Raw genomic sequence first — 23,228 nt, 5'->3', positions numbered from 1 at the left:
CGAACCCACAGGGGAAATAGCGTGCTGTCGAAGTTGCTCCGTCTCGGTGAAGGCCGCATGGTCAAGCGCCTCAAGAAGGTGGCCGACTATGTCGACACCTTGGCCTCCGACATGGAGAAGCTCTCGGACGCCGAGCTGCGTGCCAAGACCGACGAGTTCAAGAAGCGGATCGCCGACGGGGAGGACCTCGACGACCTGCTGCCCGAGGCGTTCGCGGTCGCCCGCGAAGCCGCCTGGCGGGTGCTGTCCCAGAAGCACTTCGAGGTCCAGATCATGGGCGGCGCCGCCCTGCACTTCGGCAACGTCGCCGAGATGAAAACCGGTGAGGGCAAGACCCTGACCGCGGTGCTGCCCGCCTACCTCAACGCGCTGAGCGGTAAAGGTGTCCACGTCGTCACCGTCAACGACTACCTGGCCAAACGCGACAGCGAGTGGATGGGTCGCGTGCACCGCTTCCTCGGCCTGGACGTGGGCGTCATCCTGTCGGGCCTGACTCCCGAAGAGCGTCGCGCTGCCTACGCCGCCGACATCACCTACGGCACCAACAACGAGTTCGGCTTCGACTACCTGCGCGACAACATGGCGCACTCGGTCGACGAGATGGTCCAGCGCGGCCACAACTTCGCGATCGTCGACGAGGTCGACTCGATCCTGATCGACGAGGCCCGGACCCCGCTGATCATCTCCGGTCCGGCCGACGGCGCCTCCAACTGGTACAGCGAGTTCGCCCGGTTGGCCCCGCTGATGGAGAAAGACGTCCACTACGAGGTCGATATCCGCAAGCGCACCATCGGTGTACACGAGCTGGGTGTGGAGTTCGTCGAGGATCAGCTGGGCATCGAGAACCTCTACGAGGCCGCCAACTCGCCGCTGGTCAGCTACCTCAACAACGCCATCAAGGCCAAGGAACTGTTCCAGCGCGACAAGGACTACATCGTCCGCGACGGCGAGGTGCTGATCGTCGACGAGTTCACCGGTCGTGTGTTGCTGGGTCGCCGCTACAACGAGGGCATGCACCAGGCCATCGAGGCCAAGGAGCACGTCGAGATCAAGGCCGAGAACCAGACCCTGGCCACCATCACGCTGCAGAACTACTTCCGCCTCTACAACAAGCTGTCCGGCATGACCGGTACGGCCGAGACCGAGGCCGCCGAGCTGCACGAGATCTACAAGCTGGGCGTGGTGCCGATCCCGACCAACCGGCCGATGGTCCGTCAGGATCAGTCCGATCTGATCTACAAGACCGAGGAAGCCAAGTACATCGCGGTCGTCGACGACGTGGCCGAGCGGTACGAGAAGGGTCAGCCCGTCCTGATCGGTACCACCAGCGTCGAGCGCTCCGAGTACCTGTCGCGGCAGTTCACCAAGCGCAAGATTCCGCACAACGTGCTCAACGCGAAGTACCACGAGCAGGAGGCGAACATCATCGCCGAGGCCGGCCGGCTCGGCGCCGTCACCGTCGCCACCAACATGGCCGGTCGCGGTACCGACATCGTGCTGGGCGGCAACGCCGACTTCCTGGCCGACAAGCGCTTGCGCGAAAAGGGCCTCGACCCGGTGGAGACGCCCGAGGAGTATGAGGCGGCTTGGGACGAAACCCTCACGGCAATCAAGGAAGAGGCCAGCAAGGAGGCCGAGAAGGTCGTCGAGGCCGGCGGTCTCTACGTGCTGGGCACCGAGCGTCACGAGTCGCGGCGTATCGACAACCAGCTGCGCGGCCGCTCCGGCCGCCAGGGCGACCCGGGTGAGTCCCGGTTCTACCTGTCGCTGGGTGACGAGTTGATGCGACGGTTCAACGGCGCGACGCTGGAATCGCTGCTGACCAGGCTGAACCTGCCCGACGATGTGCCGATCGAGGCCAAGATGGTCACTCGCGCCATCAAGAGTGCGCAGACCCAGGTCGAGCAGCAGAACTTCGAGGTCCGCAAGAACGTCCTCAAGTACGACGAGGTGATGAACCAGCAGCGCAAGGTCATCTACAAGGAACGGCGGATGCTGCTGGAGGGGGAGAACCTCCAGGAACAGGCCCACGACATGCTCGTCGACGTCATCACCGCCTACGTCGACGGCGCCACCGCCGAGGGCTACGCCGAGGACTGGGACCTGGCCAAGCTGTGGGAGGCGCTCAAGACCCTGTACCCGGTCGGCATCGACCACCACGACCTGATCGACTCCGACGCGGTCGGTGAGCCCGGTGAGCTGACCCGTGACGAGTTGCTCGAGGCACTGATCAAGGATGCCGACCGCGCCTACGCCGAGCGTGAGAAGCAGCTCGAGGAGCTGGCCGGCGAGGGCGCGATGCGGCAGTTGGAGCGCAACGTTCTGCTCAACGTGATCGACCGCAAGTGGCGCGAACACCTCTACGAGATGGACTACCTCAAGGAGGGCATCGGCTTGCGGGCGATGGCCCAGCGCGATCCGCTGGTCGAGTACCAGCGCGAGGGCTACGACATGTTCGTCGGCATGCTCGACGCCCTCAAGGAGGAGTCGGTCGGGTTCCTGTTCAACGTTCAGGTCGAGGCCGCGCCGGCACCGCCCAGCGCGCAGGTCGCGCCGGTGGCGGCGCCCAGTGGGCTGGCCGAGTTTGCGGCGGCGGCCGCGGCAAAGGCCGGCGAGGCCACCTCGGCCGACGCGGAGTCTGGTGCGGTGGCCACCAAGGAGCGTCCCGCACCGGCGTTGCGCGCGAAGGGAATCGAGACCGAAGCCCCTCCGCTGACCTACACGGGACCGGCGGAAGACGGCACGGCGGAGGTGCAGCGCTCCGGCGGCGGGCGGCATTCCGCGCCGTCCGGCGGCACCCGGCGGGAGCGCCGTGAAGCGGCCCGCAAGCAGGCCAAGACCGGCCGGCCGTCCAAGTCGCACCGCAAGGGCTAACCCAACTGCAGCGCAGTGACCTGCCAACGGCCACTGCGTAATTCGATACGCCCGGCGATGGCGCGCACCCGGGCACCGCGGGTGTAGGTGGCGAACAGCTCGGCGGCCTCGGACGAGGCTGCCGGGCGCAGCCCCACCCGGCGCAGGCTGGCCGTGGTGGGGTGCCGCGGGGTGGCGGCGGCGACGACCGCGTCGAGCAGTAGCTGGCTCATCAACGACCTCAGCTGGGCCGGAGGCCTGCGCCGGTCGGCGACCTCAAGGACCCGGCGCAATGCCATATCGGCGAATTGTGCCGCGCCGGGCTGCAATTGCCGTTCCGGCTCGGGGGAGACCAGCCGCAACCGGCGCGCGGTGTGCCCGTGCAGCACGGTCGGCGCCGGGCACGTCGGCGCCCCCAGCGGCAGCGCGGGCGGCTCGCAGTCGATGACCGGAGCAACCAACGGCGAGCGCGCAGGACGCGAACGGGCGGACGGCGCGGTGAGTTTCGGGACGGGCACAGGCAGCCTCCAGCGGTCGGTATGACGGGCGACATCTGCTGGAGAGGTGCAGACCACCCCATGATCGCACGGGTTCGACGTGCCGCACTGCGGATAATCCGGTGCCTGCCGGGTATGGGTCGGTACGGGAACGGTTACCCGATTGCGTGACCGCGAGGGTGTAATTGACGCATGGCACTACCCGTGATGCGGGGTGGCCGAATCGCCGGTTAACGTGACGGGGTCCAAGGGGAGCAGAAGGGGAGGTTGGCGCCGAATGGTGAGCAGGCTGTCGGCGTCCGACGCAGCGTTCTACCACCTGGAGAACACCGCTACGCCCATGTACGTCGGCTCCTTGTCGATCCTGCGCAAGCCGCGGACCGGCTTGAGCTATGAGACATTGCTCGAGACCGTCGAGCGCCGGTTGCCGCAGATCCCGCGGTACCGGCAGAAGGTGCGCGAGGTGACGCTGGGCCTGGCCCGGCCCGTGTGGGTGGACGACGCGGATTTCGACATCACCTACCACATCAGGCGTTCGGCGCTGCCGTCTCCGGGCAGCGATGCACAACTGCACGACCTGATCGCCCGGTTGGGCTCGAGGCCGTTGGACCGGACGCGGCCGCTGTGGGAGATGTACCTGGTCGAAGGGCTGACCAAGAACCGCATCGCGATCTACACCAAAACGCATCAGGCGCTGGTCAACGGCATGCCAGCGCTGGAAATCGGGCACGTCATCGTCGACCGGACACAGAAGCCGCCCGAGTTCGGCGAGGACATCTGGATTCCCGCCCGCGAACCCAGCGACAGGCAGTTGGTGCTCGGTGCGATCGGCGAGTGGATCGCCCGGCCGACCAGCCAGCTGGCCGCCCTGCGAGACACCGTGACCGAGGTGGCCACGAGTGCCAGCGAGCTGGCCGCGGTGGGTCGTCGGGTCGCTGAGGTGGCCCGCACGGTGGCGCGTGGCACCGCGCCCAGCAGCCCGCTGAACACGCGCGTCTCGCGCAACCGCCGGTTCTCGGTGGACCAGCATCGGTTGGAGGACTACCGGCTGGTGCGCGCCCGCTACAACTGCGACATCAACGACGTCGTGCTGGCGGTCGTCGCCGGCGCGCTGCGCAACTGGCTGCTGTCGCGCGGGGAACCGGTGACCCCGACCACCACGGTGCGGGCCATGGCACCGATGTCGGTGTATCCGGACGCCGAACTGGACTCCTCGGGCCCGGGGCAGGCGATCAGCGAGGTCTCGCCGTTCCTGGTCGATCTTCCGGTCGGTGAGGGCAACGCGGTGGTGCGGCTGTCGCAGATCGCCCATGCCACCGAATCGCATCCCACCGCGGCCAGCCTGGTCGACGCGCGCACGATCGTGACCCTGTCCGGGTTTGCGCCACCGACCTTGCACGCCATGGGCATCCGTGTGGCAACCGGGTTCTCGGCGCGGTTGTTCAACCTACTGATCACGAACGTGCCCGGCGCGCAGAAGCAGATGTACATCGCTGGGACGAAGCTGCTGGAGACCTATGCGGTGCCGCCGCTGCTGCAGAACCAAGTCCTGGCGATCGGGGTCACTTCGTACGACGGCCAGTTGTATTTCGGTATCAATGCCGACCGCGACGCGATGAGCGACGTCGACGTCCTGCCGAGCCTCTTGCGGGAATCTCTCGAAGAGTTATTGGAGGCGGCTAAGTAGGTCCTGGGCAGGCTCTGGCAAATACTCGATGTATTTGACCTCGCGCTCGGTTCGCGGTCTGATGAATTCACCATGGCCACTGAGATGCGAAAAAGTAGACCCGACAAGCACACGCAAGAAGCCAAGGAAGCCACCAAGAAGGCGCTGAAGTCCCCGACGGGCGACGTGGTGCCGCACCCTGTGCTCGACGTGCCGGTCGAGCAGAAGGCCTACACCCGGCGGGCCGGTATGGACTGGGTCGTCTTCGGTGTGACCGCCGCGATCGCTGTCGCCTTCCTGATCTGGGGTTTCGTCAACACTGATTCCCTCGCTACCGCCTCGACCGCCGCTCTCGGCTGGGTGATGGCCGACGTCGGCTGGCTGTTCGTCCTCACCGCCTCCGGCTTCGTGGTGTTCGTGATCTGGCTGGCGTTGAGCCGGTACGGCAACATCCCGCTGGGACGCGACGACGATGAGCCCGAGTTCCGTACCACCTCATGGGTGGCGATGATGTTCAGCGCCGGCATGGGTATCGGCCTGATGTTCTTCGGGGTGTCGGAGCCGTTGTCGCACTTCGCGTCACCGCCGCCGGGCACCGGAGGCCCGGGCAATCCCCGGGCGGCCGAGACCGCGATGGCCACCACGATGTTCCACTGGACGCTGCATCCGTGGGCGATCTACGCCGTGGTCGGTCTGACCATTGCCTACGGCGTCTACCGCAAAGGCCGGCTGCAATTGGTCTCGGCGGCATTCGAGCCACTGCTGGGCAAACGCGCCAACGGGCCGTGGGGCAAGGTGATCGACATGCTGGCGATCTTCGCCACGCTCTTCGGTTCGGCCGCCTCGCTGGGCCTCGGCGCGCTGCAGATCCGTAGCGGCCTGCACATCGTCGCGGGCATCGGTCAGACCGGCAACGCCATCCTGATCGGCATCATCACGATCCTGACCGTGGCGTTCGTGTTGTCGGCGGTGTCGGGTGTGGCCCGCGGAATCCAGTGGCTGTCGAACATCAACATGGTGCTGGCGCTGGCCATGGCACTGTTCATCTTCCTGGTCGGCCCGACGATATTCATGCTGAACATGATTCCGACCTCCATCGGCAGTTACGTCGGGGATCTCGCGCAGATGGCGGCGCGGACCGGCGCCGAAGGCGAGGCGGTCAGCACCTGGCTGAAGAGCTGGACCATCTTCTATTGGGCGTGGTGGATCTCGTGGACCCCGTTCGTCGGGATGTTCATCGCCCGGATCTCCCGTGGCCGCACCATCCGGCAGTTCGTGACGGGCGTGCTGCTGGTGCCCAGTGTGGTGTCGGTGGTCTGGTTCTGTGTCTTCGGTGGCGCGGCCATCTTCGAGCAACAGAAGGGTGTCGACCTGGCCGGCATGGGCAGCCAGGAGCAGCAGCTGTTCAGCTTGCTCGGCGAGTATCCGATCGCGACGGTCACCAGCGTGGTGGTGATGGTGCTGGTCGCCATCTTCTTCGTGTCGGGTGCCGACGCCGCGTCGATCGTGATGGGTTCGCTGTCCGAGCGCGGAACGATCAAGCCGACCCGGCCCACGGTGATCTTCTGGGGTGTCGCCACCGGCGCGGTGGCGGCGGTGATGCTCTTGGTCGGCGGAGCCGACGCACTCAACGGCTTGCAGTCGATCACCATCATCGTGGCGGTCCCGTTCGTGTTGGTGATGATCGGGCTCGCGGTGGCGTTGGTCCGAGACCTGCGAAACGATCCGTTGGTGGTGCGTCGCCAGTACGCGGTGGAGGCCGTCAACGACGCCGTGGTCGCCGGTGTCACCCAGCACGGCGACGACTTCGTGATCGCGGTGGAGAAGGACCCGCAAGCCGACGAGGGAAAAGACGCCGAAGACCGCTAGTGTCGCGGTGTGCGCGTGTACATCCCGACGACCCTGGTCGCCTTGCAGCAGCTTGTCGCCGACGGCCACCTGCTGGTCGTGAACGGCACCGCCTTCGCGGTCACGCCGACGTTGCGGGAGGCCTACGCCGAGGGTGACGACGACGAACTCGCCGAAGTGGCGTTGCGGGAGGCCGCCTTGGCCTCACTGCGGTTGCTGGCGGGCACGGACTCAGTGTCGCAGCCGGGTCTGCCGCCGCGCCGGGCCGTGGTGGTTGCCGACGCGGATCAGGTAACCGTGCGTCCGGACCTCGACGACGCCGTCGTGCGGTTGTCCGGGCCGCTGCCGATCGACGCCGTCATCGCGGTCTACGTCGACAACGCCGACGCGGAGCCTGCGGTGCTGGCCGCCGTCGACGTCATCGACGACGCGGATCTCGGGGACGAGGACGCCGAGCTCACGGTGGGAGACGCCCAGGATCACGACCTCGCCTGGTACGCCCCGCAGGAGTTGCCGTTCCTGCTCGAGTTGCTCTGACCGACAAGGATTTTGATGCGCGCATTTGGCTTGCTGGCGTCGATGGCCGTGGTCCTGGCGAGTGTGGCGTGTTCGACCGGTGACGGCGACACGTCCTCGACGGAATCGACAGAGCCGGGCCACCCGGCGGAGTCCACGCAGGCCGCACCTCCGGCGCCGCCTGCTCCGGCCACGGCCGTCACCGACTTTCGCAACGTGAAGATCTTCGACGGCCACAGTGATCGGCTTTCGGCGCCGTCGAATGTGCGCGTGAAGGGCAACCGGATCCAGCGGATCTCCACCGAGGCGCTGCCCGACGAGCCGGGGGCCACGGTGATCGACGGGGGCGGCCGCACGCTGATGCCGGGCTTGATCGACAACCACTGGCACACGATGCTGGTGCGGCCGCCGGTGACCCAGTTGACGACCTTGGATCCGGGGTACCTCAACCTGTTGGCCGGCGCCGAGGCGACCGACACCTTGATGCGTGGGTTCACCACGGTCCGCGATCTCGGCGGCCCGAGCTTCGGTCTCAAAAAGGCCATCGACGAAGGGGTGATCAACGGTCCGCGCATCTACCCGTCGGGCGCGATCATCACCGTCACCAGCGGCCACGGTGACTTCCGTACCGCAGCGGAACTTCCGCGCAATCCGGGCGGCGTCGAGTCGCGCCAAGAGGAGCTCGGCGCCGCCATGGTCGCCGACAGTCCCGACGAGGTGCGGATGCGCACCCGCGAGCAGTTGTTCCAGGGCGCGTCGCAGATCAAACTGACCGCCGGCGGCGGGGTGTCCTCGCCGCACAGCCCGCTCGACGTCACCACTTTCACCGAGCCCGAACTGCGGGCAGCCACCGAGGCGGCAGGCAACTGGGGCACTTATGTGGCCGTGCATGCCTACACTCCGCAGACCATCCAACAGGCGATCCGCGCCGGGGTCACGTGCATCGAGCACGCTCACCTGATGGACGAGGTGACGGCGAAAGAGATGGCGGACAAGAACATCTGGCTGAGTACGCAACCCATCCCGGCCGAGATGATCGGCGCCTTCCCGCCGGGTTCCGACGAGGCGGCCAAGGCCAAGGAGATCGTCGACGGCGTCGGCAACGTCTATCAGTTGGCGCGCAAGTACAAGCTCAAGACGGCCTTCGGTACCGACATCCTGTTCTCGCCTCAGCTGGCGCCCAAACAGGGGGCACTGCTGGCGGGCTTGGGTAAGTGGTTCTCGCCGGCCGAGACGTTGACTATGGCCACCGCAACCAACGCCGAACTGCTGGCGATGTCCGGCAAGCGCAACCCGTACGCCGGAAAGTTGGGTGTGGTCGAAGAGGGCGCCCTGGCGGATCTGTTGCTGGTCGACGGCGACCCGTTGGGCAATCTGCAGTTGGTCGCCGATCCGGAACGCAACTTCAAAGTGATCATGAAGGACGGGAAAACGTACAAGAACACCTTGGTGTCCTGACCTGCGAAGCCGGGGGTACGACTGGCTACGGGCAGGTAACCTACGGTACCGTAGGTTCATGGCCAAGAACTACATCAAGGTCTCGGCCAATGTGGCCGATACCGTCAGGCCCACCATCGCCGGCGCCGATCGGCGCCCCGCGTGGAACGTCGTGCGCCGCATCGTAGGTCAGGTGACCACTCCGCTGCTGCCCGACGACTATCTCAAGCTGGCCAACCCGTTGTGGTCGGCGCGGGAGCTGCGCGGCCGGGTCGTCGAGGTTCGGCGGGAAACGTCCGACTCCGCGACCTTGGTGATCAAGCCGGGCTGGGGCTTTTCCTTCGACTATGAGCCGGGTCAGTACGTCGGCATCGGTGTGCTGATGGACGGCCGGTGGCGCTGGCGGTCGTATTCGCTGACCTCGTCACCGGAGAAGGCGCCCTCGTCGGGCTCGCGCACCATCGCGATCACGGTCAAGGCAATGCCCGAGGGCTTCCTGTCCACCCACCTGGTCGACGGCCTGCAGCCGGGCACGGTGGTGCGGCTGGCGGCGCCGCAGGGCAATTTCGTCATGCCGAATCCGGCGCCGGCCTCGGTGTTGTTCCTGACCGCGGGCTCGGGCATCACCCCGGTGATGTCGATGTTGCGTACGCTGGTGCGCCGCGATCAGATCACCGACATCGTGCATGTGCATTCGGCGCCAACGGAATCCGACGTGATGTTCGGCCCGGAGCTGGCGGCGCTGCACGATGCGCACCCGGGTTACCGGCTGTTGGTGCGCAGCACGCGGACCGAGGGCCGGCTGGATCTGTCCAGCCTGGGCGACGTGGTCGCGGATTGGCGGGAGCGTCAGGCGTGGGCGTGCGGGCCCGAAGGCATGCTGAACGATGCCGAGCGGGTGTGGGCGTCGGCCGGTATCGCCGACAATCTGCACCTGGAACGGTTCGCCGTCACGCGGGCCGCCACCCATGGCGCCGGAGGCACGGTTACCTTCGAGCGCAGCGGCAAGGAGATCGCGGTCGACGGCGCGACACCGTTGATGGACGCCGGCGAGCAGGTCGGCATCCAGATGCCATTCGGCTGCCGGATGGGCATCTGCCAGTCCTGCGTGGTGGGCTTGGTCGACGGGCACGTGCGCGACTTGCGTACCGGCGTCGAACACGAGCCCGGCACCCGGATCCAGACATGCGTTTCGGCTGCGTCCGGCGACTGTGTTCTGGACGTCTAAGCTTTACTGGCTAGTAACCTACGGAGACGTAGGTTACGCTACCGTAGGTAATTGAGAGGAGGCTGACGATGGCAATCACCGACGTTCCCGCATTCGCGCATCTCACCGATGCCGACATCGAGAACCTGGGCATCGAGCTGGACGCGATCCGGCAGGACATCGAAGACTCCCGTGGTGAGCGCGATGCGCGTTACATCCGCCGTACCATCGCGGCGCAGCGGGCGCTCGACGTCGCCGGCCGCGTCATGCTCGCGGCGAGCTCGAAGCGTTCCGCGTGGTGGGCGGGCACCATCACCCTGGGCGTGGCCAAGATCATCGAGAACATGGAGATCGGCCACAACGTCATGCACGGCCAGTGGGACTGGATGAACGATCCCGAGATTCACTCCTCGTCGTGGGAGTGGGACATGAGCGGGGCGTCCAAGCACTGGCGGTTCACCCACAACTTCATGCATCACAAGTACACCAACATCCTGGGCATGGACGACGACGTGGGCTACGGCGTCATCCGGGTCACGCGCGATGCGAAGTGGAAGCCGTTCAACCTGTACGGCAACTTGCTGTTCAACACGCTGCTCGCGATCGGTTTCGAGTGGGGCGTCGCGTTGCAGCACCTGGAGCTCGGCAAGATCTTCAAGGGCCGCGACAACCGCAATGCCACGCTGGTCCGCGTGCGCGAATTCGGGGTCAAGGCGAGCCAGCAGCTGACCAAGGACTACGTGGTGTGGCCGGCGCTGACCTCGCTGTCGCCGGGTGCCACCTTCAAGTCCACGCTCAAGGCCAATGCGGTGGCAAACGTCATCCGCAACGTGTGGGCCAACGCGGTGATCTTCTGCGGCCATTTCCCCGATGGCGCAGAGAAGTTCACCAAAACCGACATGGTCGGTGAGAGCCGCGGCCAGTGGTACCTGCGGCAGATGCTGGGCAGCGCCAACTTCGACAACGGACCGGTGCTGGCTTTCATGAGCGGCAACCTGTGCCACCAGATCGAGCACCATCTGTTCCCGGACCTGCCGAGCAACCGGTACGCCGAGATCGCGGTCCGCGTGCGGGCACTGTGCGACAAGTACGACCTGCCCTACACCACGGGTCCGTTCCTGGTGCAGTACGGCAAGACCTGGCGCACCATCGCCAAGCTGTCGCTGCCGGACCGGTTCCTGAAGGACACGGCCGACAACGCGCCGGAAACCCGCAGCGAGCGGATGTTCACCGAGCTCGAAGGCTACGGCGTCACAGATCCCGACACCGGGCGTCGCCGCGGCCTCAAGACGGCCATCGAGACCGTCCGGGGCTGGCGCCGCCGCTGAGCGCGTCGGGCAAATGCTCGGATTCCAAGCATTTGCCCGACGTACTTCCAGGTTCCTGGCAGGCGTCGTTCGTACTCTGACGCCCGTGAAGAAGATGCTTGTGGCCGCTGTGGTGTTCGGGGCCTCGACGATGCCCATGGGCGCGCTGGCCACCGGCGTCGCCGCGGCCGACGACTACACGGGCCAGAAGTACTCCGATGTGCAATCGTCACTGGCCGACGCGGGAATGAAGGGCGTCGTCGCCACCCGCGACGGCGATTCGCTGTCCGACGACGACTGCGTGGTGACGCACTCAGAGAATGCGCACTGGCACAAGGGCGACGACTTCGCCCCGGTCACCGACACCGTGCTGCTGAGCCTGAACTGCAACGCCGGCGTGGCCACGGCCAAGACGCCGGGCAATTCGGCCGCCAGCCCGGAGGGCCGCGCCGCGATCGCCGCGGCCAAACAGCAGGCCGCCGAAGAGCAGCAGCAGGCCGAGGCCGACCAGGCCAAGGCCAAGCACTGAGCTCACATGTTGAGTTCCCAGGCCTTCGGCCAGTCCTTGCCGCGCAGCGCGGCGTCGATGCCGCCGTCGACGAAGACGACCGACCCGACGAAGTAACCCGCCTCGGGGCTCAACAGGAACGCCACCAGCGCTGCCACCTCCTCGGGGCGCCCGCCCCGCCCGGCCGGGATGGTGTTGAGGAACTGCTCCATCCCCTCACCGGTCAGCGGGTCCTTGCGCCCCTCCTGGGTCATGGGAGTGTCGATGAGCCCCGGTGCGATCGCGTTGAGCCGGATGCCCTCGGCGATGTACTCCGCGGACTTGGTGCGCGCGTAATACGCCAGTGCCGCCTTGGTGGCGGGATAGGCCTGCAGCGCCGCGAAATCGCCATAGGTGGAGGCAACGGTGTTGGCGCCCACCTCGTCCCCGGCCAGGCAGGCTTCGGCCAGCTCGAGAGGCCAATTAGGTTGAGTGGTGGTCGAATTCGAGCTGATCAGTACTGCCGATGCGTTCTCGCGATCGGCCAGCAGTGGACGCAGGCCTTCCAAGAGCTCGATCGCGCCGAAGTAGTTGACGGCGATGAGCAGGTGTGCGGGACGACCGGTTGCCGCGGCCAGGCCGGCGAACGGGACGAAGCCGTCGATGCCGCCGTCGGCAAGCTCGGTCACCTCAGCGATCGCCTCCGATCGCCCGCCTCGGGTGCTGAGGTCCACGTTGACATCCGCGTCGCGCAGGTCGACGCCGATTACCCGATGTCCGTCGGACTCAAGCCTTTTCTTGGTCGCAGCGCCAATTCCGGAGGCGCTGCCGGTCAGAACGTAAGTAGCCACGCCAGCGACCATAGTGCGGCGCGGGCGTCAGTCGAGGGGATATGCCGCCCAGCGGTACACGGGACGCGGTCAGGCCTCCTTGAGGACCGCCAGCAGACGCCGCGCTGCCGCCACGCGACCGGCCGCCGGGCCGGACAATGCATCCAGGGCGCATTCCGGATCGGCGGGCGGGCCCATGTGGCCGCATCCGCGCGGGCAGTCGTCGATGGTCTCCGCCAGATCCGAGAACGCCAGGATCACGTCGTCGGGTTGGATATGGGCCAAGCCGAACGAGCGGATCCCCGGGGTGTCGATCACCCAACCGCTGCCGTCGAGCGGCAGCGCCACCGACTGGGTGGAGGTGTGCTTGCCCTTGCCCACCCCGGATACCTCGCCGGTGGCCCGATCTGCCTCCGGGACAAGGCGATTCACCAGAGTGGACTTGCCGACGCCGGAATGACCGAGGAACACCGTGACCTGATCGGTCAGCATGGGGGAGACCACGTCGAGCGGGTCTTCGCGGCCCGCGGTGACGATGGTGAGATCCAGATCGGCGAACTGTGCGGCGAACGGTTCCGGCGGGGCCAGATCGGATTTCGTCAGGCACAGAATTGGTTTCAGTCCACCGGCATAGGCGGCGATCAGGGTGCGTTCGACGAATCCGGTGCGTGGCGGCGGATCGGCCAGTGCCACCACGATCAACAGTTGGTCGGCGTTGGCGACCACCACGCGTTCGGTCGGATCGTCGTCATCGGCGGTGCGGCGCAGCACTGTTCGGCGTTCTCCGCGCCGCACGATGCGGGCCAGGGTGTCGGGCCGCCCGGACAGGTCGCCGACGATGTCGACGTCGTCACCGACCACGATCGGGGTGCGGCCCAGTTCGCGGGCCCGCATGGCGACCACGCGATGATGCGGGTCGCGGTCCAGCGCACAGCCCCAGCGGCCGCGGTCGACTGTCACCACCATGGCCGACTGGGCGTCGGCGTGGTCCGGCCGGATCTTGGTGCGCGGACGGGTACCGCGGCCCGGCCTGATCCGGACGTCGGATTCGTCGTAATCCCGCGCTCCCAAGGTGGTTTACTTCCCCCTGGTCGGCGCGTCGCCCGCCAGCATCTGGACCCACATGAGCGGGAAGTCGGGCAAGGTCTTGGCGGTGGTCGCGATGTTCTCCACCTCAACGCCCGCAACTCGCAGACCGATGATGGCGCCTGCGGTGGCCATCCGGTGGTCGGCATACGAGCGCCAGGTGCCGCCGTGCAGCGGCCGCGCGGTGATGAGCAGGCCGTCCTCGGTCTCGCGACAGTCGCCGCCGATCCCGTTGATCTCGGCGGTCAGCGCCGCCAGCCGGTCGGTCTCGTGGCCTCGCAGATGTGCGATACCCCGCAGCCGTGAGCTGGCGCCGTCGCGGGCCAGCGCGGCCAATGCGGCGACGGTGGGGGCCAGTTCACCGACATCGTGCAGGTCCGCATCAAACCCGTCGTAGCCTTCGGCGCCGCTGACTTCCAGATATGAGTCACGTTGGCGGACCGTGGCGTTCACCTTGGCGAGCAGGTCGAGGATGGTGTCGGCGGGCTGGATGCTCACCGACGGCCAGTCGGCGATGCGCACCGTTCCGCCGGTGACGATCGCGGCGGCCAGAAACGGCGTGGAGTTGGACAGATCCGGTTCGATGTTCCAGTCCCGAGCGGCGACCGGGCCGGGTGACACCCGCCAGCGATTGGGGACGGAATCGTCGACCCGCACACCGGCGTCGCGCAACATGGCCACCGTCATCGCCACGTGCGGGGCCGAGGGCACCGACGTCCCCGTGTGCACGATGGTCAGCCCGTCGGTGAACGTCGCGCCCGACAGCAACAAACCGGAGACGAACTGCGAGGAGCCCGAGGCGTCGATCTCGACGGTTCCGCCGGCCACCGAACCGTGACCGCGCACCGCGAACGGCAACGCATCTCCGTCCACATCCACGCCAAGGCCGCGCAGCGCGTCGAGCAGCGGGGCGATGGGCCGGGACCGGGCCTGTTCATCCCCGTCGAACGTCACCGCGGTGGCGCTCAGCGCGGCAACGGGCGGGAGAAATCGCAGCACCGTGCCGGCCAGGCCGCAGTCGATCCGGGCGTCGGCGGCCGGTGCGATGGCACCGCTGACCGTCAACTCGGTGTGGTCGTCTGCAGCCTCGGTGACGGTGACACCCAGGGTGCGGATGGCGTCGATCATCAGATCGGTGTCGCGGCTGCGTAACGCGCCGCGGACCGTCGAGGGCCCCTGCGCCCCGGACAGGGCGGCCAGTACGAGCGCACGGTTGGTCAGAGACTTCGAACCGGGCACCGTCACCGTGGCATCGACCGGGGTTGTCGCCGACGGAGCCGGCCAGTGCTCCGATTGCTCCTGACGTCCGCTCACGCTCTACATCCTGCCTTGTCCGCCGACTCTGCAACCATGGGCATATGTGTGGACGTTTTGCGGTGACCACCGATCCGGCGCTGCTGGCGCAGAAAATCCAGGCGATCGACGAAAGCGCGGCGAGCACGTCGGGCTCAGGTGACAAGGATGTGGCCGGCGCCAACTACAACGTGGCCCCCACCACGACCATCAGCAGCGTGGTCAAACGGCACACCGAACCTGAGGACGAGTCCACCCGCCGGGTCCGCTCGATGCGCTGGGGCCTGATCCCGCCATGGGTGAAAACCGCGGAGGACGGCGGTCCGGACACCAAGGGTCCGCTGCTGATCAACGCCCGGGCCGACAAGGTCACCAGCTCACCGGCGTTCCGCAACTCCGCCAAGAACAAGCGCTGCCTGATCCCGATGGACGGCTGGTACGAGTGGAAGCCCAATGCGGGCAAGAAAGCCAAGACGCCGTTCTACATGTACGCCGACGACGGCGAGCTGCTGTTCATGGCCGGGCTGTGGACCACCTGGCGTCCCCAGGGCGCACCGAAAGACGCGCCGCCGCTGCTCAGTTGCACGATCATCACCACTGACGCGGCCGGGCCGCTGGCCGAGATCCACGACCGGATGCCGTTGACCATAAGCGCACCGGATTGGGACCGCTGGATGGATCCCGATGCCCCGATCGACGAAGGGCTGCTGCGCGGCCACGGCGACCTGGACCGGATCGCGGTTCGCGAGGTGTCCCGGTTGGTCAACAGTGTCCGCAACAACGGTCCGGAGCTGATCGAGCCGGCCGAACCCGAAGAGATGGGGCTGTTTTGAGCGGGACGGGCCGTGGCGTCGACCCCCGTGTGGTGGACGCGATCGGTGTCGACCTGCGGTCAGCCGGATTCACCACCGACGGAGTGGGCGATCTCCTGGGCGATGCGAACGCCGCGCTGAGCCGTGGCGTGTGGTGGCCGGTGCTGCGGGTGACGCATGCCGCCCCGGCAGACCGGCAGCGCCTGGGCGTGCTGGTGCGGCTGCTGCTGCTCGGCACCGAGGAACCACCCGAGCTGGTCGAGGCGGCGTTCCCCTCGGTCAGCCTGCAGACCCTGGCCGCCAACGGCGTACTGGAATTCAGCGGCGACAAGGTTCGTGCCGCCCTGGACATTCGCCCGCACAGCGACGGCGAGCGGGATTTCTACGTGGTGTCCGATCAGGACGCAGCGGTGCGGCGCGGCCCGTTGCGGCATGATCATGTGCTCGGGATCGGCGGAGCATCGGTGTCGCTGGCCCGGGCGGTCACCCGGAACCCGGTCGGTCGTGCGCTCGACCTCGGTACCGGGTGCGGTATCCAGGCGCTGCACCTGAACGCGCATTGCGACGAGATCGTCGCGACCGACACCAACGAGCGCGCGCTGGCCCTGGCGGCCATGACGGCGCGGCTCGGTGGCATGTCATGGGACCTGCGGGGTGGCAGCCTTTTCGAACCGGTGGCCGGGGAGCGTTTCGACCTGATCGTGTCCAATCCTCCCTTCGTGGTCGGCTCGGGTGCCCGCGACTACATCTACCGAGACTCCGGTTTGGCCGGGGATACGTTGTGCCAGAGCCTGATCGAGCAGATCGGTGATCACCTGCTACCGGGCGGCACCGCGCACATCATGGCCAACTGGATCGTGCGCGCCGGATCAGATTGGCGGGAGCGGGTTTCCGGCTGGCTGGCCGGCACCGGTCTGCACGCCTGGGTGGTGCAGCGTGAGCTGGCCGACCCGGTGAGCTATGTGTCGCTGTGGCTGGCCGACGCCGGTGAAGACCTCGAGCGGCAGGCACAGCGCGGCGGGCAGTGGCTCGACTGGTTCGTCGACCAGGGCATCGCCGGCGTCGGCATGGGCATGATCTCGCTACGGGTTCCGCGCGACGGCGAAGCCCCCGAGCAGATCCTCGAGGAGATCACCGGTGCCGACGAGGCGCTCACCGGAACCGAAGTGGACGCGTTCTTCGCCCGGCGTGCCTACCTGCGCGACACCTCCGACGACGCGCTGCTGGCGGCCCGGCTCTCGACCGCGCCGGTGTTCCTCGAAGAGCAGTGCCTGCCCGGGCCCGACGGCTGGCAGCAGGTCGGCGCCGCGGTGCGCCGACCCGGTGGTCCCGCCGCGGTCATCGGGGTCGACGAGGTGCTGCGCGCGCTACTGGCCGGGTGCCGTGGGGAGGTGCCGCTGGGCACCCTGATCCAGTTGCTCGCCGCCCACCACGGCGTGGATCCCGACGCCCTGGCCCAGGCGGCACTGCCGGAGGTGCGGGAGGCGATCGGCCGCGGAATCCTTTACCAGGCTCAGTGACTGCGCTTTGCGGTAGCCACCAGATACGGGCTGGTGAACGACACCCGCCCGGTGTCATCGGCTTTCGCCTGCAGCGCGGTCCGAAACGCCGCCAGTAGCTGGTCGCGCAGGGTGGCTTCCAATCCTCCCAGCAGGTTCACGTGCATCGGTGATTCGTGTTCGAGGAAGTGCACCGCGACGTCGACGGAATCGAATTCCCATACGTGTTGGGCGGTTTCGATGCGCACATCGGTGAAGTCGGTGGCCAGCCGGGACTTCACCGTATCGAGGTTGCCCCACTGGTCCGGGGAATAGGCGGCGGGTGCGGGCGGACCGAGGGTTTCGATGATCGGGGTGGAGAACGGGCTACCCGCGCCGTCGCGCACCCACGCAGAGAAGCCGAAGACCCCACCGGGTTTCAGCAGCCGGGCCACCTCGGCCACCAGGCTGACGGGCTCGACGAAGATGATGCCCATGTTGGACACCACCGTGTCGAATCCGGCGCCGGGCAGACCGGTCTTCGCGGCGTCGGCGACAACCCACCGCACCGCGTCGGCACCGGAGCGTTCGGCGGCGATGGCGATCAACTCGGCGGTGAGATCCACGCCGGTGACCTCGGCGCCGGCCGCGGCGGCAGCCAGCGCAGCGCTTCCGGTGCCACACGCCAGGTCGACCAGCGCGGTCCCACGGACGGGTCGCAGGGTGTCGGCCGCGGTGACGACCTCACCGGCGATGACGGCGATGTGATCGGCGACGGCTTGATAGCGGCCGACAGCCCAGTTGGTGGCCAAGGATCAACCCTGGACGTATCCGGGCGGGTTCGGGGTATCCACCCACAGGTCCACCCCGAGGTCTGAACCGGGCACGCAGTCGTACACCGACAGATCGGTGACGCCGTTCGCGAGCAACACGTCCTCGCACAGCAGGCTCTGGCCGGTGAACTCCCGGGCGGGCTTGTTGAAGATGGTGTAGGCGGCGTCGGCATACACGTCGGGCTTGCGGGCCCGGCCCATCGCCTCGTCCCCGCCCAGCAGGTTCTGCACCGCGGCGGTGGCCACCAGCGTGCGCGGCCACAGCGTGTTCGACGCGATGCCGGCCTCCCGCATCTCTTCGGCGATGCCCAGGGCGCACAACGTCATTCCGAACTTGGCCATCATGTATGCGGTCGGCTTGAGCCACTCGGACTCCAGCCGGATCGGCGGCGAAAGGGTGAGGATATGCGGGTTTTCCCGGCCTTTCATGTGGGGGATACAGGCCTGTGACACCGCGTAGGTGCCGCGGATCTGAATGCCGTTCATCAGGTCGAAGCGCTTGAGCGGAACTTCCTCGATCGAGCCGAGGTTGATCGCCGAGGCGTTGTTGACGCACAGGTCGATACCGCCGAACTGCTCGACGGCCTTGGCCACCGCAGAGGCCACCGAATCGCCGTCACGCACGTCGCCGACGATCGGCAGGGCCTGTCCGCCGGCCTCCTCGATCTCTTTGGCCGCGGTGTAGATCGTGCCCTCGAGCTTGGGATGCGGTTCGGCGGTCTTGGCGACCAGTGCGATGTTGGCGCCGTCAGCAGCGGCCTTCTTGGCGATCGCCAGGCCGATACCGCGGCTGGCGCCGGAGATGAACATGGTCTTTCCGGACAAAGTCATGAGGACACGATAGGCGGGCCGAGTTGTATTGATACCGCTGGTTCGGGGGAATCACAGGGGGACGATGGAAACAGCGGGCCGGCCCGCAGGATGACGTCGGCCGCCGACACAGTGGAGGAGACATGAGTGTTGTCCCGGCAGGAACCGTCCTGACCTGTGCTCACGAGGGCTGTGGGTGCCGGGTCCGAGTCGAGTCCGAATGCCATTGCAAAGGCCCGGAAACCAACTACAAGTGCACGTGCGGCGCCGATATGGTGCCGGTCACCGAATAACTGCCGAGCGGCTCAGCCCGCGGCGTCGGGCTGCAGCGGGGGACAGTTGCCCGCCGGGTCGGCCACCAGTTCGAAATGCCACAGCTCGTTGGCGTAGATCTGGCAGAGGCCGAAGCGCGCTCCGTTGGCGATCAGCCAGTGATCGGCCTGTGGTCCCCCGACATCGACCGCCTCACCGGTCACATGCCGCGATGCGGCCGGCGTCTGCACGTACCGGCGGGCGGCCGCGAGGCTGCCGTAGGTCTGCACCGCCTGATCGAGCAGCGACTGCTGGAATTCGGCCGAACGCCAGCCTGAGTTGATCGTCATGGTCACGCCGTCGGCCGCCGCGGCATCGGCGGCGTTCTGAATGGCGGCCAACAGGCGCGGATCCAACCGGCCGATCGCCGGATTCTGCACGTCGAACGGCGTCAAGACCTGCCCGTCGGCCAGCGAACCGTCCCCCTGGGTCATCGGGACGGTGTCGTCGACGAGACGAACCTGGGGAGCGGGTGCGGACATGCCGAGCAGCGCCGCCACAGCGGCGACACTCGAGGCAACGGTTGCGCCCACCGTCATCGGCATCACTGTGCCCACCCTACTGCGCGCGCCCGCGGGCCAGTGTCTGTGTCAACTCGGCCACCAGTGCCTCGATCTCCGCCGGGTTCTTCTGGCGGTCGGGCACCCAGGCCAACGCGATCCGCGCCGGCGCCCAGGTGCTCTCGTCGATGGGCACCAACGTGAACTCCGGCGGGGAGAAGATCTTGCCGATCAGTGATTCGGGCGCATACGGCACCACCGCGACGAGACGGCGGTTGAACACCTGGGCGGCCATCTCCAGTTCGCCGCCGAATTGATTGGTGGTGCGCACGATGCGGGTCACCCCACGCGCGTTGAGCGCACGGGTGAGGCCGGCCAGCATGACGGGATTGGGCCGGGCGAAGTCGATGACCACGTCCCGATCGCGGAGCTCTTCGATAGCCACCAGTTCCTGCGCTGCCAGCGGGTCGTCGAACCGCACCGCGACCGCACCCTGAAAGGTGGCCACCACTCGGTACTGCAACCGCTTGTCGGAGGTGGGCAGATGGATCAGTCCGAGGTCGAGGTGACCGGACACCAGCTTGGCCGTCACCTCGGCGGCCGACCCGGGAACGCTGAATTCGGTCGGCACGGTCAGGCCGGCTACCGCGGTCTGGACCTGCGCCACGAAATCCGACGGCGCATAAGCGGTTGCTCCGACCCGCACCGTCGCGGCCCCCTCGGTGAACCGGACCGCGGTGGCCAACAGGTCATCGACCTGGCGCAGGATCTCCCGCGCCGGCCCGAGCATTTTGGCGCCCAGCGGCGTCAGCCGGACTTCGTGATAGTTGCGTTCGAACAGCTGCCCGCCGAGTTCTTTCTCCAGCAGCTTGATCTGCTTGCTCAGCGGCGGCGGCGTGATCCTCAGCCGGTCGGCGGCCCGCTTGAAGTGCAGTTCCTCGGCGACCGCGACGAAGTACCGGAGTCTGGTGAAGTCCATGCGGTCGTTTCCAGGCGATTCGAGGGTCAGGGTGACCCACGAATGGTACGAGACCGGCGGTCAGCGCCCCGTAAGTTGCGTGACCTGCGGCACCTCGAGCACTCCGGTGGCGATCAGCTCGTCGATCTCCGCGGCGCCCAGCCCCAACAGCTCGGCGGCGATCTCCCGGGTCTGCTCGCCGAGCAGCGGCGCTTGCCGCAGGGGCGGATCGGCGATGCGAGTCGAATGGATCTGCACGTTTTCCATCGTGAACGGCTCGGTGGCGTGCGGGTGCAGTTCCTCGCGGAACGCGCGGCGCTGCACGTAGTAGTCCCAGTCGGCGACCTCGGCGGCACGCAGTACCGCGCCGGCGGGCACCCCGGCCGTCTGCAACCGTTGCATCGCCTCGGTGACCGGGCGCGCCGACGTCCAGGCCCGCACGGCCTCGTCGATGCGATCGCGGTGGGCGTCGCGCCCGGCGCGGGTCGCCAGCCGCACGTCATCGGCCAGTTCCGGGCGGTCGATCGCCTGGCACAGTGCGCGCCAATCGGCATCGTCGCGCACGGTCACCGCGACCCAGCGGTCGTCGCCGGCGGCGGGAAACGAACCCCACGGGGCGTCGTGGACCGGGTCGGCCGCGGCATGCCCGCGGCGGGTCAGGTCATCGGCGGCGATCTCCGCGGCCAGATGGCTCAACATCACCTCGGACTGGGCGATGCTGACCGACCCGCCGGTGCCGGTCCGTTCGCGGCGCAGCAGCAGGCTCAGCGCGCCGAGCGCGCCGATGCGGGCCGCGACGTGGTCCGGGTAGACGGTGACGGTGTCGCAGAACGATTCCGGTTCGCCGGGATACACCCACAGGTCGGTGAACCCCGCGGCCGCACGCACCAAGGGGCCGTAGCCCATTCGCTTGGCCCAGGGTCCGGTAGGCCCGAACGCCGAGCTGTCCACCACCACGATCTGCGGGTTCAGTTCTCGCAGACTTCGGTAATCCATTCCCAGTGTCTCGGCCACACCCGGTTTGAAGTTCGTGAGCACCACGTCGGACTGCGCGACCAGCTGGTGCGCCAACTCACGCCCCCGCGGTGTCCGCAGGTCGACGCCGATCGAGCGCTTGTTGCGGTGGCCCGCGCCGTAGGTCTGCGACATGGCGGTGAGGTTGCCGCGCAAACCGTCGGGGAACGCCGAGTTCTCGATCTTGATGACGTCGGCGCCGAGATCCCCGAAGAGTCGTCCGGTGTCGGACCCGACGACGATCACGCCGAGATCCAGCACCCGGATCCCCTCCAGCGGCAGGCCCTCATTGCGGCGGGCGCGGCCGCCGAGCAGTGGGGCCACGCCGGTGTGAGGGCGGCCGTCCGTCAGCGGTTGGGTCCGGTTCGCGGCGTGCGCCCGGTGACCGTCGATCTCGACGACTCCCGCCGGGGCCGGTGCCGACAGGCCTGGGGCCAGCTCGATTTCGTGGAACGAGCCGCGACTGTGCACCTGCTCGGTGCCGAGGGTCTCGGCCAAGGTCAACACCGCCGCCGTCGGCACCCCGTGGCGCTGGCCCGCCACTTCCAGTTCGGCCCGGGTCTGCCCGGCGCAGAACCGCCCGATCGCGGCCATCAATTCCGGTGAGCTGAGTCGCACCCGGAGCCGGTCGAACGACGGATCGGCGAACTCGGCGGGCCGGCCCATCCACTCGAACATGCCGTGCCACTGGCGTTTTGCCAGCAGGCAGATCCGCACATGCCCGTCCTTGCAGGCGATGATCGGGTAGCGCAGACGTTCGGCATTCCAATCGCGTTGTTGCGCACTCAAGGCCAGCCCGGCCGAGGCGGTGCCCGCAGTCCCGTACGGAGGATCGAGGGTCTGCATCGCGCCGTCGAGGATCGAGAAATCGATGAGATCGCCTTCGCCGGTGCGTAATCGGTCCAGATACACGCTGATGGTCATCACCGCCGCCTGCGCTGAGGCCACGTGATAGGGCAACTGTGCCGCCGGCGGCACCACGGGCTCGCGTCCCGGGATGCCGGAGCGCGACAGCTCACTGGTGAGCGCGTGCAGCACCGGGGCGGTGGCCTGCCAGCCGCGGTAGCCGGTGTCGCGGCCGAAATCGCTGATGGACAGGATGACCAGGCCGGGGTGTTCGACGTGAATGTCACGCACGGACAGGGTTGTTTCGGCATCCGATCCAGGGCGCGTGTCCTCGATCAGAATGTCGGTGTCGGCCAGCAGGCGCACCCAGCGACGTCGTTCGCCGGGGAGCGCGGGGTCGATGACCATGGTGCCCAGGCCGTGGCGGTTGATCGCGAACCCCACCGAGTCGGGATCGATTGCGGCGCCGTCGACGAACGGGGCCGCCGGGTCCTCCGTGACGCCGGGCAGGTGCACCTGGGTCACCGTCGCGCCGAGGTCGGCCAGCAGCCGGCCGACCGCCGTCATCGGGCCACGGGACAGGTCGAGAACGCGAACGCCGGTCAGCGGCGGGTCATAGTCGTTCGGGTTGGCCATCT

General features: G+C 67.6%; 20 protein-coding genes. 11 read left to right on the top strand and 9 right to left on the bottom strand.

Features of this window, described 5'->3' with window-relative positions:
* Positions 1 to 21 precede the first annotated feature (21 nt).
* Positions 22 to 2,874: a preprotein translocase subunit SecA gene (secA, locus tag K6L26_RS23025; RefSeq protein ID WP_047038085.1), complete on the top strand. Its 2,853-nt coding sequence runs from the start codon at positions 22 to 24 to the stop codon at positions 2,872 to 2,874.
* Here the strand turns inward: secA and K6L26_RS23020 are convergent.
* Complete coding sequence (locus tag K6L26_RS23020) at positions 2,871 to 3,371, bottom strand: Rv3235 family protein (RefSeq protein WP_085140973.1); 501 nt, start codon at positions 3,369 to 3,371, stop codon at positions 2,871 to 2,873. The genes secA and K6L26_RS23020 overlap by 4 nt on opposite strands.
* Positions 3,372 to 3,627: 256 nt before the next feature.
* On the opposite strand from K6L26_RS23020, the gene K6L26_RS23015 reads away from it, so the two are divergent.
* The 7 genes from K6L26_RS23015 to K6L26_RS22985 all read left to right on the top strand — a co-directional run bounded on the left by K6L26_RS23015 (position 3,628) and on the right by K6L26_RS22985 (position 11,860).
* Positions 3,628 to 5,037 (top strand): WS/DGAT/MGAT family O-acyltransferase, encoded by a 1,410-nt coding sequence (locus K6L26_RS23015; protein WP_019344434.1) that lies wholly within the window; start codon positions 3,628 to 3,630, stop codon positions 5,035 to 5,037.
* An 84-nt stretch (positions 5,038 to 5,121) separates the two neighbouring features.
* A complete protein-coding gene (locus K6L26_RS23010) occupies positions 5,122 to 6,885 on the top strand; it encodes a BCCT family transporter (protein ID WP_047038120.1) in 1,764 nt (587 codons plus the stop codon).
* A 9-nt stretch (positions 6,886 to 6,894) separates the two neighbouring features.
* Positions 6,895 to 7,401 carry a DUF6912 family protein gene (locus K6L26_RS23005; RefSeq protein ID WP_019344432.1) on the top strand — a complete coding sequence of 169 codons (507 nt, stop codon included), beginning with the start codon at positions 6,895 to 6,897 and terminating at the stop codon, positions 7,399 to 7,401.
* Between the two features lie 15 nt (positions 7,402 to 7,416).
* Positions 7,417 to 8,838 (top strand): metal-dependent hydrolase family protein, encoded by a 1,422-nt coding sequence (locus K6L26_RS23000; RefSeq protein WP_234709362.1) that lies wholly within the window; start codon positions 7,417 to 7,419, stop codon positions 8,836 to 8,838.
* Positions 8,839 to 8,896: 58 nt separating this feature from the next.
* Positions 8,897 to 10,045, top strand: coding sequence for a ferredoxin reductase (locus K6L26_RS22995; protein WP_019344430.1), 1,149 nt, complete (start codon positions 8,897 to 8,899; stop codon positions 10,043 to 10,045).
* A 68-nt stretch (positions 10,046 to 10,113) separates the two neighbouring features.
* A complete protein-coding gene (locus K6L26_RS22990) occupies positions 10,114 to 11,352 on the top strand; it encodes a fatty acid desaturase family protein (RefSeq protein WP_036388718.1) in 1,239 nt (412 codons plus the stop codon).
* A 94-nt stretch (positions 11,353 to 11,446) separates the two neighbouring features.
* Positions 11,447 to 11,860, top strand: a complete 414-nt coding sequence (locus K6L26_RS22985) for a hypothetical protein (RefSeq protein WP_174551547.1) — start codon at positions 11,447 to 11,449, stop codon at positions 11,858 to 11,860.
* A gap of 2 nt (positions 11,861 to 11,862) precedes the next feature.
* Here K6L26_RS22985 and K6L26_RS22980 read toward each other — a convergent pair whose 3' ends face one another.
* The 3 genes from K6L26_RS22980 to aroA all read right to left on the bottom strand — a co-directional run bounded on the left by K6L26_RS22980 (position 11,863) and on the right by aroA (position 15,048).
* Positions 11,863 to 12,669, bottom strand: coding sequence for an SDR family oxidoreductase (locus K6L26_RS22980; protein WP_221851604.1), 807 nt, complete (start codon positions 12,667 to 12,669; stop codon positions 11,863 to 11,865).
* Between the two features lie 69 nt (positions 12,670 to 12,738).
* On the bottom strand, positions 12,739 to 13,719 hold the full coding sequence (rsgA, locus tag K6L26_RS22975; RefSeq protein ID WP_019346666.1) for a ribosome small subunit-dependent GTPase A: 981 nt from the start codon (positions 13,717 to 13,719) through the stop codon (positions 12,739 to 12,741).
* 6 nt (positions 13,720 to 13,725) lie between these two features.
* A complete protein-coding gene (gene aroA, locus K6L26_RS22970) occupies positions 13,726 to 15,048 on the bottom strand; it encodes a 3-phosphoshikimate 1-carboxyvinyltransferase (protein ID WP_221851603.1) in 1,323 nt (440 codons plus the stop codon).
* 44 nt (positions 15,049 to 15,092) lie between these two features.
* Between aroA and K6L26_RS22965 the strand changes: the two genes are divergently transcribed.
* Positions 15,093 to 15,860, top strand: coding sequence for an SOS response-associated peptidase (locus K6L26_RS22965; RefSeq protein ID WP_043369477.1), 768 nt, complete (start codon positions 15,093 to 15,095; stop codon positions 15,858 to 15,860).
* Positions 15,857 to 17,359, top strand: coding sequence for a DUF7782 domain-containing protein (locus K6L26_RS22960; protein ID WP_221851602.1), 1,503 nt, complete (start codon positions 15,857 to 15,859; stop codon positions 17,357 to 17,359). The genes K6L26_RS22965 and K6L26_RS22960 overlap by 4 nt, the downstream gene beginning before the upstream one ends.
* Here the strand turns inward: K6L26_RS22960 and K6L26_RS22955 are convergent.
* Together K6L26_RS22955 and K6L26_RS22950 are read right to left on the bottom strand one after the other, a co-directional pair.
* A complete protein-coding gene (locus K6L26_RS22955) occupies positions 17,353 to 18,129 on the bottom strand; it encodes a class I SAM-dependent methyltransferase (RefSeq protein WP_221851601.1) in 777 nt (258 codons plus the stop codon). The two genes, K6L26_RS22960 and K6L26_RS22955, sit on opposite strands and share 7 nt — an antisense overlap.
* A 3-nt stretch (positions 18,130 to 18,132) precedes the next feature.
* A complete protein-coding gene (locus K6L26_RS22950) occupies positions 18,133 to 18,981 on the bottom strand; it encodes an SDR family oxidoreductase (protein WP_019346661.1) in 849 nt (282 codons plus the stop codon).
* A 122-nt stretch (positions 18,982 to 19,103) separates the two neighbouring features.
* Between K6L26_RS22950 and K6L26_RS31735 the strand changes: the two genes are divergently transcribed.
* Positions 19,104 to 19,253, top strand: a complete 150-nt coding sequence (locus tag K6L26_RS31735; protein ID WP_076111769.1) for a copper-binding metallothionein MymT — start codon at positions 19,104 to 19,106, stop codon at positions 19,251 to 19,253.
* Between the two features lie 12 nt (positions 19,254 to 19,265).
* On the opposite strand, the gene K6L26_RS22945 is transcribed toward K6L26_RS31735, so the two are convergent.
* Genes K6L26_RS22945 through K6L26_RS22935 form a run of 3 tightly spaced genes read right to left on the bottom strand, consistent with a single transcriptional unit; the run spans position 19,266 to position 23,226 of the window.
* Positions 19,266 to 19,811: a M15 family metallopeptidase gene (locus K6L26_RS22945; protein ID WP_036390001.1), complete on the bottom strand. Its 546-nt coding sequence runs from the start codon at positions 19,809 to 19,811 to the stop codon at positions 19,266 to 19,268.
* A gap of 19 nt (positions 19,812 to 19,830) precedes the next feature.
* A complete protein-coding gene (locus K6L26_RS22940) occupies positions 19,831 to 20,751 on the bottom strand; it encodes a LysR family transcriptional regulator (RefSeq protein WP_019346659.1) in 921 nt (306 codons plus the stop codon).
* 60 nt (positions 20,752 to 20,811) lie between these two features.
* A complete protein-coding gene (locus K6L26_RS22935) occupies positions 20,812 to 23,226 on the bottom strand; it encodes a CaiB/BaiF CoA-transferase family protein (RefSeq protein WP_221851600.1) in 2,415 nt (804 codons plus the stop codon).
* Positions 23,227 to 23,228: the final 2 nt, after the last annotated feature.

Source organism: Mycobacterium farcinogenes, from assembly GCF_019739075.1.
Taxonomy (GTDB): Bacteria; Actinomycetota; Actinomycetes; order Mycobacteriales; family Mycobacteriaceae; genus Mycobacterium; species Mycobacterium senegalense.
This window is presented reverse-complemented; position numbering and strand designations above follow the sequence as displayed.

Bases quoted from the DNA above. Each gene is read 5' to 3' on its own strand.
- K6L26_RS22995 (WP_019344430.1), top strand. From the start codon at position 8,897: ATGGCCAAGAACTACATCAAGGTCTCGGCCAATGTGGCCGATACCGTC.
- K6L26_RS22940 (WP_019346659.1), bottom strand. From the start codon at position 20,751: ATGGACTTCACCAGACTCCGGTACTTCGTCGCGGTCGCCGAGGAACTG.
- K6L26_RS23010 (WP_047038120.1), top strand. From the start codon at position 5,122: ATGCGAAAAAGTAGACCCGACAAGCACACGCAAGAAGCCAAGGAAGCC.
- K6L26_RS22965 (WP_043369477.1), top strand. From the start codon at position 15,093: ATGTGTGGACGTTTTGCGGTGACCACCGATCCGGCGCTGCTGGCGCAG.
- K6L26_RS22935 (WP_221851600.1), bottom strand. From the start codon at position 23,226: ATGGCCAACCCGAACGACTATGACCCGCCGCTGACCGGCGTTCGCGTT.
- K6L26_RS23015 (WP_019344434.1), top strand. From the start codon at position 3,628: ATGGTGAGCAGGCTGTCGGCGTCCGACGCAGCGTTCTACCACCTGGAG.
- K6L26_RS23000 (WP_234709362.1), top strand. From the start codon at position 7,417: ATGCGCGCATTTGGCTTGCTGGCGTCGATGGCCGTGGTCCTGGCGAGT.
- K6L26_RS22990 (WP_036388718.1), top strand. From the start codon at position 10,114: ATGGCAATCACCGACGTTCCCGCATTCGCGCATCTCACCGATGCCGAC.
- K6L26_RS31735 (WP_076111769.1), top strand. From the start codon at position 19,104: ATGAGTGTTGTCCCGGCAGGAACCGTCCTGACCTGTGCTCACGAGGGC.
- K6L26_RS22985 (WP_174551547.1), top strand. From the start codon at position 11,447: ATGCTTGTGGCCGCTGTGGTGTTCGGGGCCTCGACGATGCCCATGGGC.
- K6L26_RS22950 (WP_019346661.1), bottom strand. From the start codon at position 18,981: ATGACTTTGTCCGGAAAGACCATGTTCATCTCCGGCGCCAGCCGCGGT.
- K6L26_RS22945 (WP_036390001.1), bottom strand. From the start codon at position 19,811: ATGACGGTGGGCGCAACCGTTGCCTCGAGTGTCGCCGCTGTGGCGGCG.